Origin of the sequence: Kitasatospora sp. NPDC018058, assembly GCF_044327205.1 — a bacterium.
Lineage (GTDB): Bacteria > Actinomycetota > Actinomycetes > Streptomycetales > Streptomycetaceae > Kitasatospora.
Map to the genome: position 1 here is coordinate 20,239 of NZ_JBIRFA010000059.1, position 14,736 is coordinate 34,974.

At 74.2% G+C, this 14,736-nt stretch carries 13 protein-coding genes and 1 pseudogene; 10 read left to right on the forward strand and 4 right to left on the reverse strand.

The features are described 5' to 3' along the window. Positions 1 to 5: 5 nt before the first annotated feature. From ACH4E7_RS40920 to ACH4E7_RS40935, 4 genes are read right to left on the reverse strand one after another with little or no spacing between them, the layout of a single operon-like run. Positions 6 to 422, reverse strand: a complete 417-nt coding sequence (locus ACH4E7_RS40920; RefSeq protein WP_396254299.1) for an ATP synthase subunit C — start codon at positions 420 to 422, stop codon at positions 6 to 8. After that, positions 419 to 1,819 carry a V-type ATPase 116kDa subunit family protein gene (locus ACH4E7_RS40925; protein WP_396254300.1) on the reverse strand — a complete coding sequence of 467 codons (1,401 nt, stop codon included), beginning with the start codon at positions 1,817 to 1,819 and terminating at the stop codon, positions 419 to 421. The genes ACH4E7_RS40920 and ACH4E7_RS40925 overlap by 4 nt, the downstream gene beginning before the upstream one ends. Then, complete coding sequence (locus ACH4E7_RS40930) at positions 1,806 to 2,729, reverse strand: V-type ATPase subunit (RefSeq protein WP_396254301.1); 924 nt, start codon at positions 2,727 to 2,729, stop codon at positions 1,806 to 1,808. The genes ACH4E7_RS40925 and ACH4E7_RS40930 overlap by 14 nt, the downstream gene beginning before the upstream one ends. Next, positions 2,702 to 3,166, reverse strand: coding sequence for a hypothetical protein (locus ACH4E7_RS40935; RefSeq protein ID WP_396254302.1), 465 nt, complete (start codon positions 3,164 to 3,166; stop codon positions 2,702 to 2,704). Before ACH4E7_RS40935 ends, ACH4E7_RS40930 begins: the two co-directional genes overlap by 28 nt. Positions 3,167 to 3,337: 171 nt before the next feature. Between ACH4E7_RS40935 and ACH4E7_RS40940 the strand changes: the two genes are divergently transcribed. From ACH4E7_RS40940 to ACH4E7_RS40985, 10 genes and pseudogenes are all read left to right on the forward strand, one after another. Continuing rightward, positions 3,338 to 4,186, forward strand: coding sequence for a CBS domain-containing protein (locus ACH4E7_RS40940; protein WP_396254303.1), 849 nt, complete (start codon positions 3,338 to 3,340; stop codon positions 4,184 to 4,186). Positions 4,187 to 4,408: 222 nt separating this feature from the next. Then, positions 4,409 to 6,784, forward strand: a complete 2,376-nt coding sequence (locus tag ACH4E7_RS40945) for a cation-translocating P-type ATPase (RefSeq protein ID WP_396254304.1) — start codon at positions 4,409 to 4,411, stop codon at positions 6,782 to 6,784. A 108-nt stretch (positions 6,785 to 6,892) separates the two neighbouring features. Further along, on the forward strand, positions 6,893 to 8,158 hold the full coding sequence (locus tag ACH4E7_RS40950) for an APC family permease (RefSeq protein ID WP_396254305.1): 1,266 nt from the start codon (positions 6,893 to 6,895) through the stop codon (positions 8,156 to 8,158). A 213-nt stretch (positions 8,159 to 8,371) separates the two neighbouring features. Next, positions 8,372 to 8,929, forward strand: a complete 558-nt coding sequence (locus tag ACH4E7_RS40955; RefSeq protein ID WP_396254306.1) for a PEP/pyruvate-binding domain-containing protein — start codon at positions 8,372 to 8,374, stop codon at positions 8,927 to 8,929. Positions 8,930 to 8,932: 3 nt separating this feature from the next. Continuing rightward, on the forward strand, positions 8,933 to 11,356 hold the full coding sequence (locus ACH4E7_RS40960) for a PEP-utilizing enzyme (protein WP_396254307.1): 2,424 nt from the start codon (positions 8,933 to 8,935) through the stop codon (positions 11,354 to 11,356). A gap of 168 nt (positions 11,357 to 11,524) precedes the next feature. Then, positions 11,525 to 12,271, forward strand: a complete 747-nt coding sequence (locus tag ACH4E7_RS40965; protein WP_396254308.1) for a SulP family inorganic anion transporter — start codon at positions 11,525 to 11,527, stop codon at positions 12,269 to 12,271. After that, positions 12,268 to 13,383 (forward strand): Vms1/Ankzf1 family peptidyl-tRNA hydrolase, encoded by a 1,116-nt coding sequence (locus ACH4E7_RS40970; RefSeq protein ID WP_396254309.1) that lies wholly within the window; start codon positions 12,268 to 12,270, stop codon positions 13,381 to 13,383. The genes ACH4E7_RS40965 and ACH4E7_RS40970 overlap by 4 nt, the downstream gene beginning before the upstream one ends. 37 nt (positions 13,384 to 13,420) lie before the next feature. Next, a complete protein-coding gene (locus tag ACH4E7_RS40975) occupies positions 13,421 to 13,750 on the forward strand; it encodes a sigma 54 modulation/S30EA ribosomal C-terminal domain-containing protein (protein WP_396254310.1) in 330 nt (109 codons plus the stop codon). Between the two features lie 32 nt (positions 13,751 to 13,782). Next, a complete protein-coding gene (locus ACH4E7_RS40980) occupies positions 13,783 to 14,019 on the forward strand; it encodes a hypothetical protein (protein ID WP_396254311.1) in 237 nt (78 codons plus the stop codon). Between the two features lie 508 nt (positions 14,020 to 14,527). Then, positions 14,528 to 14,736: pseudogene (locus tag ACH4E7_RS40985) on the forward strand (hypothetical protein); the annotation flags it as partial.

Here is a 14,736-nt window from a genome sequence, read left to right on the forward strand (position 1 = left end):
CACCGTCAGGCCTTCCCGATCAGCAGGACGGCCACCACCAGCCCGTACACCGCGATGCCCTCGGCCAGGCCGACGATCACCATCGCCCGGCCGAAGAGTTCGGGCCGTTCGCTCAGCGCGGCGATGGCCGCAGCGCCGGTGTACGCGACGGCGATCGCCGCGCCGATCGAGGCTCCGGCCACCGCGATGCTCGCCCCGATCAGCGCCGCCGAGCCCGCCCCGGAGCCCGTCGCGGCGGCTGGCCCGGCCGCACCGGCGGGGTCGGCGAGCACGGTCACCAGCAGGGCGAGCGCGCCGGCCAGGACGGCGGCGTTGACGCCGAGCAGCCAGCGCAGGGCCGCCCTCCCGCGCCGACGGGCCAGCAGCCGGGCCGCTCCGAGCACGGCGGCGAGGACGGGCAGCGCGATCAGCCAGGCGATCAACGGGGCACCTCCGTTCGCAGGACGGGCACGTGCCAGGGGCGGAACGGCCGTCCCAGGCTCTGGAAGACGCGGGAGAACAGCTCGTAGTACTCCAGCCGCAGCGCCTGGATCCCGGCCACCAGCGCCTCCAGCGCGAAGGTGAGAGCGGTGCCGACGGCGAAGAGCAGCGCGGCCGCCAGCAGGCCCCAGGAGCCATGTCTCGCCAGCGCGGCGGTGCCGCGCCACACCACCTGTCCGAGCGCCGCGTGGGTGAGTCCGAAGGCGGCCAGGCGGGAGAAGGAGACCGTGTTCGCGAAGAGCCGCAGGACGGCGTCGAAGAGCTCGACGGCCGTCTGCAGCACGCCGCCCGCCCCGCCCGCGCTCGCGCCGAACAGGCCCGCACCGGCCAGCCCGAGCCCGGCCAGGAGGAGCGCCGCCCCGCCCGCCGCGAGCCCGGGCGACCGCAGGTACACGCCGCCGCCGCCGGCCCCAAGGCCAAGGAAGATCGCCAGGCCCGCCACCCCGGACGTCGCGGACAGCGCCCGGGCCGGGCCGCCCTCGCGCCACCGGTTCACCCCGCCGGCCACGTGGGAAAGGGCGAGCAGCACGCCGCCCAGGCCCACGGCCCCCGCCAGGAGCCGTCCCGGCTGGTCCAGCGGCGACAGCCACAGCACTGGCAGCACCCCGGTCGGCCCGAAGAACTCCCCGAAAGCCACGCCCGCCAGCGCACTGCACAGCCCCGCCCCGGCCAGGAACGGCCACACGGGGCGCAGCCGCGCCAGCCGCCGGGGCCGTCCACTCCGCAGCACCAGCGCGGCCAGCAGCAGCAACGTCCCGTGCCCGACGTCGCCGAACATGAGGCCGAACATCACGACGTACGCGATCCCGGCCGGCCAGGTCGGGTCGAGGTCCCGGTACGGCGCCGTGCCGTAGGTGCGCACGAGCGGTGAGAACGCGTGGCGGAGCGGTCCTCCGTCGCGCAACAGGGTGGGCGGGTCGACGCCACGCGGTGCAGGCAGGGCCACCAGGCCGCCGCCGGTGGCGGCCAGCGCCTCCGCGAGCTCCGCGACCCGGTCCGCCGGACACCACCCGGCGAGCGCGGCCACCTCGCCCCGGCGGACGGCGCTCGCCGCCCGCTCCTCCACCTGGGCCTCGCCTTCGAGAAGGTCCAGCCGCGCCTCCCGTTCCAGCCGGTCGAGATCCGGCGGGGTGCCGGACAGGGCCGCCGGCTGCCACGGCGCGACGGGCAGCCGGTGGAGCCGCCGGCCCGCCGGGCCCGGGGTGGCGTCCTCGATCCGGTCGACCTCGACGCAGCCCGCGTCGGCGACCAGCAGGAGGGTCTCGCGCAGCGCGGTGCTCGGGGCGACGATCGCCACCCGCTGCATGCGCACCGGAGTCATCGCCTCAGCCCAGCGCATCCGCCACCTCCGGGGTCGCGCCGCCGTGCGCGGCCAGTTCCAGTGCGGCGCGCACCCGCCAGGCGTCCACGGACAGGACCGCGACGGCTCCGACCACCGGCGCGAGGCCGTACTGTGCGCCGCGCAGGAGGTCACGGCCCTCCCGGTCCACGACCGTCCACCACCGGGTCTCTGCCTGCCACAGGTCGCCGGGGGTCTCGACGCCGTCCAGCGCCCATCGCGCGTCCGCGGGAAGCGCGCGGCGGAACTCCTCGAACGACGCGGCTGCCACGGCCCCGGGCCCGAGCAGACGCGCCGCCTGCCGACCGGCGTTCCCGGGGAGCGGGCGGCCGACGACGAACACCGTGCGTGCCATCAGCAGGGCGGCCCGGCCCTGGGCCCACTGTCTGGCGGGCGGCACGGTCTCCGCGACCCGGTGGGCGGCCGACAGGCGCAGGGCCACCGCTGCCGTCGCCGGATCCGCGCCCCCGGGGTCGCCCCACGCCGATGCCGCCAGGGCCGCGCGCAGCTCCTCCGGTGTGCGCGCGTGGGCGGCCCGGCGCCAGGCGGTCGCCAGCGCGCCGAGCGCGTACGGCCGACGCTGGGCCGGCCCGCCAAAGGAACGCAGCAGGTCCTCGATGTTGGCGCTCTCGAAGCCGGCGGCGAGGGCCCTCATGGCGTGCGCGCCGCTGCGCGGCAGCCAGCCCGCGAGGACCCTCAAATGCCACAGCAGGGTCGCGGAGACCGCCCGCTGCGCCTCGGCCAGGTCAGGGTCCGGCGGGAGGAAGCGCCGGTAAGGTGTCCCGGCCAGCCGCCGCACGGCCTCGGTGAAGCTGTCCGCTGCCGCCAGCTCCCCGGCTTCGCGGTGGCCGAGACAGCGGGACAACAGCCCCCGGGCCCTGGTCACTCCGCCGACCCAGCCTGCTGCCACCGGTGCCTCCCAGGGGCGTCGGCCGGTTCCAGCGCCAGTACCGCCGCCCGGTCGGCCAGCGCGGGCATCCGCTCGCGGGCCCGGCTGCGGATCCGGGCCTCGGCCTGCTCCGCCTCGGCGGCCAGCTCGGCCGCCCGGGCCGCCCCCGCGTGCCCGGCCGCGGCGGCGGCATCGGCGCGGACCTGCGGCGCCCGGGCGTGAGCGAGTTCGAGGATCCGGGCTGCGTTCCGGGCGGCCTCCTGCCGGATGCGTTCGGCCTCCGCCGCCGCCTCGGCCCGGATGGCCGCCGCCTCGGCCTGGGCCTGCGCCAGCCCGTCGAGCGGCTGCTCCAGCTCCGCGGCGAGTTCGGCTGCCCGGTCGGCGGGCACGCCGGCCGTGGGTGCACCGGGCGTGCCGACCGGGCGGAACCGCGCGAGGAAGTCCCGGAACCGCACCATGCGAGCCCTCCAGCCGATCCGACTTCCCTTCCTCCAGCATCCGGCCGATGCGCCGGACTGTCGCCCCGGATTGGGCCGTCCGCCGGGAGCTCGGGGCCGACCGGCACAAGCGGCGACGGCGCACCGGACCAAGACTCGAAGGGTGGGGAGCACCGTAGGGAGGCCCATACCATGAGCGAGCACGAGCACTTCTCCGCCGGGACGGAATCCCGCCGATCCGTTCCCGGCAAGGCCTGGAGCCCCGAGGAGCCGCAGCGGCAGGACATGCTGCTGCGCTACCTGGGCGCCGTCGCGGGCATCTCCGCCGCCCGGGCCAGGGAACCAGAACCAGAACCGGCCCCGCCGGAGGCCACCGCTGTGCCGGACGAGCCCGGCCCCGCGCTGGTCCTGCGGGTGCGCGACGTCATGGACGTGCCGGCGGTCGCGGTGTCGGGCGAGCTGCCGTTCACGGAGCTGGCCCGGACGCTGGCCCGCGAGCACGTGGGCGCGGTACCGGTGGTCGACGCGAAGGACCGCGTCATCGGCGTGGTCTCGGAGTCCGACCTGCTGGCGAAGGCCGCCGTCGAGGCGATGGAGCATCCGTCCGGCCCGATCGAGCGGCTGCGTGATCGCGGCCTGCAACAGAAGGCCCGGGGCGGGACGGCCGCCACCCTGATGACGGCGCCCGCCACCACCGTCCGGCCTGGCATGACCGTTTCCGAGGCCGCCCTGACCGCCGCCCGTTACCGGCTCAAGCGGATGCCGGTAGCCGACTGGCAGGGGCGGCTCGTGGGTGTCGTTCGGCGGGCCGCGCTGCTGAGCGCCCTCGTCCGGGACGACGAACACATCCGCGAGGAGATCACGTCCCGGATCCTCACCCGCGAGTTCCACCTGCCGCAGGGCTCGGTCGAGGTGACGGTCCGCAACGGTGTCGTCGACCTGGCCGGCCGGCTGGACCGGGAGAGCATTCCCCGGCTCGTGGCGGAGGTCCGGGACATCGACGATGTCACCGATGTCCTCGACCATCTCAGCGCGGCCTGAGGCACCGGACGTCCACCATGTGATCGCCACTCCGTGTTCGCCGCGCGTGCTCGTCATGGTCAAGGAGCGCGGTCTCGTCGCGGCCGTCCCGGACGCCTTCCGGCCCGGGCTGACGCATTACCGGATCCGGAACCGCTGCTCGCCTTCGACCACGCCGTCATCCGGCCGCACCGGGCCGCTTTCGAGAGCCAGGACCCCGCCGAGGTCTGGCGCTCGGCCCGCGTGGCCTTCGAACCCCCGCTGTTGGAGCGGCACTTCGCCGAGTTGTGCCGGGAGTGGGCCGCCGGCTTCGCGGCGGCGAGCACCTTCGGCGCACGGGCGCTGGTCACCGCCGCTCCCGGGTCCCTACCGGGGGTGCAGAACGCGGAGGTCGTGCTCAGCCAGCGCACCCGGCGCGAGGAGAGCCCGCTGGAGCACCAGGTCAAGCGAGTTGCCCGGCTGATCGCCGTGATCGCCGTCGGGGTGGGACTGGCGTTCCTGCCGATGGGCCTTGCGGCGGGGCTCTCGCTGACCGCCGCGGTGGCCTTCGCCATCGGCCTGCTCGTCGCCAACGTGCCCGAGGGCCTGCTGCCGACGATCACCCTCGCGCTCGCCTCCGGGGTGCGCGACCTCGCCCGGCGCGGCGCGGTGGTCAAGCGGCTGTCCGCCGTGGAGACCCTCGGCTCCACCACGGTGATCTGCACCGACAAGACCGGCACGCTGACCGAGAACCGGATGCGGGTCACGGAGGTGTGGACTCCCGGCACCGGGGCGAACGGAACCGGAATGGAGGGGGCCGCCGAGTCGGATGAGGAGACCCTGCTGCTCACCGACATCGCCGCCACCTGCACCACCGCCGATCCGGCTGCGGGGCACGGCGACCCCACCGAACTCGCCCTCCTCGACCTGGCCGCCCGCCTCGGTATCGAGCGCACGCCCGCGCGCCGGGACGACGAGCGCCGGGCGTTGTTCCGCTTCGACCCGCACGTCAAGCTGATGACCACCGCCGACGCCCGCGAGGGCGTGGTCGTCCTGCACACCAAGGGCGCCCCGGAGGAGGTGCTCACCCACGCGACCCACCTGCTCGACCACGGCACCGCGCGCCCCCTCATCCCGTCCGACCGGACCGAGGTGGTCCACGCCGTCGGCCGCCTGGCAGCGCGCGGACTGCGTGTCCTCGCCGTGGCGCGCCGACCGCTCCCACCCGGTCAACCGCCTCCGGCCCGCCGCGAGGAGGCCGAGCACGACCTCTGCCTCGTCGGACTGGTCGCCATGGCCGACCCGCCCAGGCCCGAGGTGGCGCAGGCCATCCGGCAGGCCCACCGGGCCGGTATCACCGTGCACGTCGTCACCGGCGACAACGGACTGACCGCAGCCGCCGTCGCCGAGCGGGCCGGCATCGGCCACCGCGGCATGCGTATCGTCACCGGCACCGAGCTCGACGCGATGGGCGACGACCGCCTGGACGCCCTGCTGGCCCGGGGCGAGGAGGTGATCTTCGCCCGCACCTCGCCCGAGGCCAAGCTGCGGATCGCCGACGCGCTGCGGGCCGAGGGCCACACCGTCGCCATGACCGGAGACGGGGTCAACGACGCGCCCGCACTGCGACGTGCGGACATCGGCGTCGCCATGGGCCGCTCCGGCACCGAGGTCGCGCGGGAAGCCGCCACCATGGTGCTCACCGACGACAACTTCGCGACCATCGTGGCGGCCGTCGCGGAGGGGCGGCGCACCTACGACAACATCCGCAAGTTCATCGTCTACATCTTCACCCACGCCGTGCCGGAGGTCGTCCCCTTCCTCGTCTTCGCGCTCGCCGGCGGTGCCGTGCCCCTCCCGTTGACGGTGATGCAGATCCTCGCCATCGACCTCGGCACCGACACCCTCCCGGCCCTCGCCCTCGGTCGCGAGCGCGCCGAGCCGGGGCTGATGGACCGCCCGCCCCGGCCACGCTCGGAGCGGGTGATCCGGCCGGCCATGCTCGCCCGGGCCTGGGGTTTCCTCGGCCTGATCTCCGCCGCGCTGATCATGGGCGGCTACTTCCTCACTCTCGGCCTGGCCGGCTGGCACCCCGGCGACCCGACCAGCCCGGGCGCCGCGCTGCACGTGCCGTACCAGGAGGCCACCACGGTCGCCTGGCTAGGCATCGTCGCCTGCCAGATAGGCACCGCCTTCGCCGCCCGGACCGACCGTGCCCCGCTGCGCGCGATCGGCGTGATCAGCAACCCGCAACTGCTCGGCGGCATCGGCCTCTCACTCGCGTTCGCAGCTGCGATCGTCTACCTGCCTGCGCTGCACGGGGTGTTCGGCACGGCGGCCCTCTCCCCCACCCAACTGCTCATCGTGGCGCCGTTCCCGTTCCTGGTCTGGGGCGCGGACGAACTGCGGCGCGCGGTCGTCCGCCGCCGCACGACCGCGCCCACGCCCGCTGCGCCGCCCGCGCCGGTGCCAGCCGCCGCCGAGCAGGCCCCTCACCACCCGCTTCCCGTTCTGCTCGCCCGGCACGGCTGGAGCGCCCACCGGCTCAGCCATGCTCTCGGCGTCGGCGAGCACGCGGCTGCCGAGATCGTCGCGCACGCCCACCGGATCGCCGCCCAGCACGGGCACCGGGCGGGGTGAACTCCTGCTCCGGCGCCGGTTCCGCTTCCCGGCAGCCGCCCGTACTCTCGCGACCTCCCTCCAGTAACGTGCACCGACGTCGAACCGCACTGGTGAGAGGTAGAGGTCATGAGCACGTCGGCGCCATCCGCCGGGACCGAGGAACTGCGGAGACACCTGGGCGTGTTCGACGCCGTGGTGATCGGGCTGGGGTCGATGATCGGCGCTGGCATCTTCGCCGCGCTCGCGCCCGCGGCTGCGGCGGCCGGGTCCGGGCTGCTGATCGGTCTGGCGCTGGCCGGCGTGGTCGCGTACTGCAACGCGACCTCCTCGGCGCGGCTGGCCGCCCGCTACCCGCAGTCGGGCGGCACCTACGTCTACGGCCGCGAGCGACTCGGCGACTTCTGGGGATACCTGGCCGGGTGGGGCTTCGTCGTCGGCAAGACGGCCTCGTGCGCGGCGATGGCGCTGACGGTGGGCTCCTACGTGTGGCCCGCGCAGGCCCACACCGTGGCGGTCGCGGCGGTGGTGGCGCTCACCGCGGTCAACTACGTCGGGGTGCAGAAGGCGGCCTGGCTGACGAGGGCCATCGTCGCCGTCGTGCTGGGGGTGCTGGCCACCGTGGTCACCGCCTGTCTGACCAGCGATGCCGCAGACAGTGGCCACTGGACGGTCGGTGCGGACGCCGGGTTTCACGGGGTACTGCAGGCCGCCGGTCTACTGTTCTTCGCCTTCGCCGGGTACGCGCGCATCGCGACTCTCGGCGAGGAGGTCCGTGAGCCGCAGCGCACGATCCCCCGCGCGATCTCGGTGGCACTCGGCATCACCCTGGTCGTGTACGCCGTCGTCGCGCTCGCCATCTTGGCCGTGCTCGGCCCCGAGCGCCTGGCCCACACCGCGGCGCCGCTGGCCGACGCGGTCCGGGCCGCCGGAGTGCCGGGTCTCGCCCCGGTGGTGCGCGTCGGCGCGGCGGTGGCCGCCCTCGGTTCGCTGCTCGCGCTGATCCTCGGGGTGTCGCGCACCACCCTCGCGATGGCCCGCGACCGGCACCTGCCCCACCGACTCGCCGCCGTCCACCCGCGCTTCGCTGTGCCGCATCGCGCCGAACTCGCCATCGGCGCCGTCGTCGCCGTCCTCGCGGCCACCGCCGACGTGCGCGGCGCGATCGGCTTCTCCTCCTTCGGCGTGCTCACCTACTACGCCGTCGCCAACGCCTCCGCCTGGACCCTCACGCGCACGGAGGGACGCCCGCCCCGGGCCGTCCCGATCATCGGCGCGGCCGGCTGCCTCGTCCTGGCCTTCGCCCTCCCGACGTCCTCCGTGCTGTGGGGCGCCGTGGTGATCGCGCTCGGTGCTGGCGCCTACGGCGTGCGCAAGGTCGTCGCCCGCACCTGAACGTCCGGTGCGTGGCGGAGCCGGGCCGGTTCCGTTCCGTCGCTGTCCGGCGCACCCGGCCAGCTGGGTCGAACGGCCCTGGAGGAACGACCGACCGGACCGGTTCCCGGGAGCCTGCGGCTCTGCCCCGCACCGCCACGCCGGAGCACAGTGGGCAGCGACGGAGCCCCTGGCGCGTCCGGCGCCGCCGGGCCACAGCGTCTGGAGGACGCCGTGCGCCGTGTCATCCGCTTCCGCGACCTCGGCCGGGAGGACGTCGGCCTGGTCGGCGGCAAGAACGCCTCCCTCGGTGAGCTGATCAACGGCCTGGGCCTCGCCGGGGTCCGGGTGCCCGACGGCTTCGCCACCACGGCGGACGCCTACCGCGAACTGATCGACACCGGGGGCCTCCGCGAACTGATCGCCGACCTCGACCGGCTGCACGACGGCGCCCCGCTGGCCGAGGTCGGCGCCGCGATCCGGTCCGCCGTCCTGGCCACTCCCCTGCCGCCCGCGCTCGAACGCGAGGTCGTGGAGGCGTACGGTCAACTCGCCCGCGAGGCCGGTCGGGAGAACCCCGATGTCGCCGTGCGTAGCAGCGCAACGGCCGAGGACCTGCCCGAGGCGAGCTTCGCGGGCCAGCAGGAGACCTTTCTCAACGTCCGGGGCACTGAGGCCGTGTTGGACGCCTGCCGCCGCTGCTTCGCTTCGCTGTTCACCGACCGGGCGATCGACTACCGGGAGCGAATGGGCTTCGACCACCTCTCCCTCGCCCTGTCGGTCGGCGTCTAGCTCATGGTGCGCTCCGATCTCGCGGGCGCGGGCGTGGCGTTCACCCTCGACACCGAGGTGGAGGAGCACTACGGCTGCCCGATGGACCTGGAGTGGGCCAAGGACGGGATCAGCGGGCAGCTGTTCCTCGTCCAGGCCCGGCCGGAGACCGTGCAGTCCCGCCGCCGAGGCGAGGTGCTGCGCCGGTTCCGGCTGACCGGCACGGGCGGCCGTCTGGTGGACGGCATCGCCGTCGGCGAGGCGATCGGGGCCGGGCCGGTGTGCGCGCTGGCCGAGCCGGTCGGGCTGGAACGCTTCCCGCAGGGCGCGGTCCTGGTCACACCGATCACCGACCCGGACTGGGAGCCGCTGATGAAGCGCGCCTCCGCCATCGTGACCGACCACGGCGGGCGCACCTCGCACGCCGCGATCGTCAGCCGCGAGCTGGGCGTCCCCGCGGTGGTCGGCACCGGATCAGCCACCGCCGTGCTGACCGACGGGCAGGAGGTCACGGTCTCCTGCGCCGAAGGCGCGGACGGCCACGTCTACGCGGGCCAGGTCACGTACGAGGCAACCGAGACCGACCTCGGTTCGCTGCCCGTCACCCGGACGAAAGTCATGCTCAACCTGGCCGACCCCGGCGCCGCGTTCCGCTGGTGGCGTCTGCCGGCGCATGGAGTGGGCCTGGCCCGTACCGAGTTCGTGGTCGCCCATCAGGTGCGCGTCCACCCGATGGCGCTGGTCCACCCCGAGAGGCTGTCGGCCGAGGACCGGCCGCTCGTCGACGAGCTGACCTACGGTTACCCGGACCGGACCGACTACTTCGTCGACCGCCTCGCCCACGGCGTGGCCCGGATCGCCGCCTCCCGCCGGCCGGACCCGGTGGTCGTGCGCACCAGCGACTTCAAGACCAACGAGTACGCCCGGCTGATCGGCGGCACACCCTTCGAGCCCACCGAGGCCAACCCGATGATCGGCTGGCGCGGCGCGAGCCGCTACTACGACCCCGGGTACCGCGAGGGCTTCGCCCTGGAGTGCCGGGCGCTGCGCCGGGCCCGGGACGAACTCGGGCTCACCGACGTCGTCGTGATGATCCCGTTCTGCCGGACCCCGCAGGAGGCTGACCAGGTCCTCGCGGTGATGGCCGACAACGGGCTCGCCCGGGGCGCGAACGGCGCCAGGTGCCGGCCCTCGTCCGGCCAGGTACGGGGGCGAGACAGGTCCGTCGGTCCCGGTGGCGTGCCCGTACGGCCCTGGGCCGACCCGTGTGGGGAAAGGACAGTGGAGGTGCGAAGGGCTGTCGGCGGCCCTCAGGAGGTCAGGATGCGCGGGTCCGCACCGTTGGGCAGGATCTTCGGCATACCGCTGCGGGTCCACTGGAGCGCGCTTGTCCTGGTCCTCTTCCTCGGCGTCGGCCTGGCCGGGCGAACGCTTCCGGCCTGGGTCCCTGGCCGCTCCGCCGCCGTCTACGGCCTCGCCGGCGTGGTCGGGGCGCTGCTGCTCACCCTCAGCCTGCTGTTGCACGAGACGGCCCATGCCGTCACCGCGCGACGGGCCGGGATCCGGGTGGACGACATGACCGTCTTCGCGCTCGGTGGCATCACCCGGATGGGACGTGCGCCGAGTCCCGGACTCCAGTTCGCCGTCGCCGGGATCGGACCGCTCACCAGCCTGGTGCTGGGCGGGCTGTCCCTGGCCGCCGGGCTCGGCGCCCAACACGCGCTCCGCTGGACGATGCCTGCGGCGGTTCTGCTGTGGACCGGCTGGGCCAATCTGCTGCTCGGCGTGTTCAACCTGCTGCCCGCCGCTCCCCTGGACGGCGGACGGATCCTCCAGGCGGCGGTGTGGCGGCGCGGACGTGACCGCGAACGCGCCGAGCGCGTCGCCGGCCGGGTCGGTCAGGTCGGTGGCCTCCTGCTCTCCGTCGCCGGCTGGTTGGAGTTCCTCCGTGGCATCGGCGCCGGGATCTGGCTCGTGGTCGTCGGCCTGTTCATGTGGTCCTCCGCCTTGGCCGAGGTCCGCCGCGCCGCCCTGGTGGCAGCCTTGCGCGGCACTCCGGTCAGAGAGGTCATGACCTCTCCGGTGGCCACCGGGCCCGACTGGCTCCTCGTTGACCGCTTCCTCACCGAACCCGCCGCGCACACCCACCACCCGCTCATCCCGGTCGTCGACTTCGCCGGCCGCCCGAGCGGCCTGGTCGACCTGCGCCGCCTCACGACGGTCCCGCCCGACCGCCGATCCGGAATACGTGTCCGCGATCTGGCCACCCCGCTCTCCGAGTGCGTGGTCGCCGCACCCGGGGACGACCTCGTCGAGGTCCTGGACCACGCGACCGCCCAACCGCCGATCCTGGTCCTGGACGGCGGCCGGCTGGTCGGCATCGTCACCCTTGAGGACCTCGGCAGAATCGCCCGAACGCGACCTCCGACGACCACGTGGGGAGCGTGAGCCTCATCCCGCTCGTCGGACGCCTCCGGACCGACGTCATGGGCACCGAGGCCATGGGTGTCAAGGTGCGTGTCTCAGAAGCAGTTCTCCGGCCACCTCCGCACGCTAGCCGCTGCCGCGCGACCGGGCGCTCGCGGCGGCATGCTGAGTCCGGGAGGAAGGAGATCCATGGCGCGGCACGCCGATGCCCCCGGCCCGGACCGGCGCCGCCTCGTGCCCGCACTGCCCGGGCTTGCGGTGCTCGGGCACTACCGGCGCGAGTGGCTGCGCGGGGACCTGCCAGCCGGCCTGACCGTCGCCGCCTACCTGGTGCCGCAGGTCATGGCCTATGCCACCGTCGCCGGCCTGCCGCCGGTCGCGGGCCTGCGGGCGATAGTCGTCCCGCTGCTGAGGCATCTGCCGGTGGCCCCCGGCCTGGCCGGCATGCACGACATCGACGACTATCCCCAGGCCCGCACCATTCCCGGGCTGGCGATCTACCGCTACGACTCCCCGCTGTTCTTCGCCAACGCGGAGGACTTCCACAGCCGGACGCCCGCGCCCCGCCTCCTGGCCGCTTTCCGGTCCTCGCACCGCACCCGTCAGGGCCGGGTGGCCCCGTCCGGTGGAGGCGACCGGACCTTGGGCAGGACCGGGTGGGCCGCGCATGGTGGGGTTGTGGAAACAAAAGCGAGATCCGCCACGGGGTGTGAGGGCCGGACGGGCCGCCGAAAGTCGTGCCCGACGATCAACGGCCGGGCCATGACGAAGGCCGATCCGCTGCCGGATCCGGCTCTCCGTGGGACCATCCGACAGAGCGGAAACAGCCCCGCGCATCGCTCCGACTCCTCGGGCAACGCAAGCACCGGGACTGTACCGCTTTGGCTTCTCCCATCCGCCCCTGCACCGCTTCCGTCCCGAGGAGGGCTCGGATGACTACCGGAACCGAGACGGGCACCCAGGCCCTGCGTGATGTACTCACCACACCCGGCCCCGTCCTGTCGGTCTACTTCGATCTCGATCCGCGCCCGGAGATGGGCCTGAACGCGGAGGAACGCTGGCAGGGCCTGTGCCGCGTCCTCGCGAGCCAGGGGGCCGGGGCCCACGACCTGGATGCCCTGACCCGGCGCTTCCTCTCCTCCCAGCCCGGGTCCGGTGTGCTCGCCGCTTACGCCGCGCGCGGTGAGGTGGTGCACTCGGCGGTCCTGCCCGGATTCGGACAGAGAGACCTGGTTACCAGGGCGCCGCTGCCGCATCTACTGCCGTTGCTGGCCTGGCGCCAGGATCACCCCGCCCACGTCGTCGCGGTCGTCGACCGTACCGGCGCCGACCTTCGGCTCTACCCCGCCGGCGCCACGGAAGGCCCCCGCCGAACCGTCATCGGCTCGGACGACGAGATCGAGCGCAACCGGCCCGGCGGCCGATCCCAGATGCGCTACCAGCACCGCGCCGAGGACTCCTGGGAACACAATGCCGTCCAGGTCGCCGAAGCACTGGACACGGCGCTGGCGGAAGTGGACGCCCACGTGCTGATGCTGGCCGGCGACGTCCGCGCCCGCCAATACCTCACCAAACACCTGCCCACTTGGGTGCGCCGCGACGTGTCCATCCGGCCGGTCAGCGGCAGCCGCAGCCCCGACGGCGCCTGGCCCCAGCGCATGGCCCAGGTCGAGGCGGAGACCTGTCGCGCCGGACGCGAGGCGACCGAGGCCTTGCTGCGCCGACTCGACGACGGGCGCTCGCCCCGCGGCCACACCGTGGAGGGCGTCTACGCGACCGTGCGTGCGCTCGCCGACGGCGCACTGCGCACCCTGCTGATCTCAGACAGCCTCACCGGCCACCGCACCGCGTGGTTCGGACCCGGCCCGACCGACATCGCCGACCAGCCCGCCTCCCTGCCGACGGACCTCACCCCGGTGGTGCAAGCCGACCTCGCGGACATCGCCGTCCGATCGGCGCTGCTGACCGGCGCCGATGTCCGGATCCTCCGCCCGGGTGCCCCTGGCGCACCCGCCCAGGGGATCGGCGGCCTGACCCGCTACACCTGACGCCCGTTCGGCCACGACCGCGAACGGAGGAACTCCGATGACAAGCCACCTGGTGGCCGCCCCGATGCCCGAAGTCGAGCTCGTAGCCCAGGGCGAGGTAGGCGAGGACAGCGTCCTCTACCGCGCCTCACCCACCGGCTACCGGCTCGCCCAGGTCTGTCCTAGCGCCGGGCAACTCGGTACCACCGCCGCGCCGTTGACTGTCAGCCCCGTTCCCGCGCCCCGGATGAACGCCGGCGCCGCGAAACGGCGCATGGACGCCCTCGGGCAGCCGTTCGTGTTCTACACCGACGAATTCACCGACCGTGGCAACGTCCTCTACCACCGCTACGACGGCCACTACGGCCTGATCAAGCCCGCCGAGTAGCCAAGCAGCCACCCCACCAAGAGGAACCCACGATGACACACGACACAAGCCCCAGCCAACCGGACGTAGCCCTCCACCCGACCGGCCGCGACGTCGAGAGCGCCGTCGAACGCGTCGAACTGCTGGAGGCCCAGGTCCAAGCCCTCGGCCAGGCCATCCGCGCCCTCATCCAGGGCCTGGAGGACATCCCCGACCAGGAGCCCGACCCCGAACGCCCCGCCCGCGCCGCCCGCCTCGCCCACGACCTCCTGCTCGCCCAAGGATTGTAGGAGTCCCTCCGCCCCGAGGAGAGGGGCCCGTCATGAGGCGTCTCTCGGCACCAGCGGGCTTGGAGCTCCGGCCGCATCAGCGAAGCTGGCGCCCTGGCCACCGGGCCACTGCAGCCCGGCTGGTCCCGCCGCGCCGCCCTCTCCCTCGTCGCCCTCAGAGGAGCCCGATGATCCCCGCACCGCTGTGCGCACCCGACCAACCGGACACGACCCTGCGGCTGCTGCACGGCTGGTACTCCACCAACAGACCGCTGGGCCTGACCGAACCTGGAGCAACACGGCCCTGCTCCCCGACCAGGCGCTGCCCTGATCTCGATTGTCGAGGGAGCAGGGCACACCGGGCGCGGCGGCGCCGGATTCCCCACAGGCCGCAAGCTGCGGGCCGTTGTCGTCGCAACGACATGGAGAGCGAGCCGCTCAGCCCTAAGGATCAGATGCTCCTCGCCGTCGCGCCGCATCTCGGCGCGGTCCTGGCCGCCGAAGCGGTGGGAGCCGACCACGTCTACATGTGCGTCCCCGCATCCGCACCGCCCAGTTGCACGCCCTGACCACCACCGTCGACGAGTGCCGGGCCACCGGGCTCGATTCCGTCCCCATCCGGATCGAGGCGCTGCCGCACGGTATCGCGACACACACCCGCTGCCTGGTGATCGGCAGCCGGGGCCTCGGCGGCTTCCGCGGCCTGCTGTTCGGCTCCACCGGCCGCGCGCTGGTGCA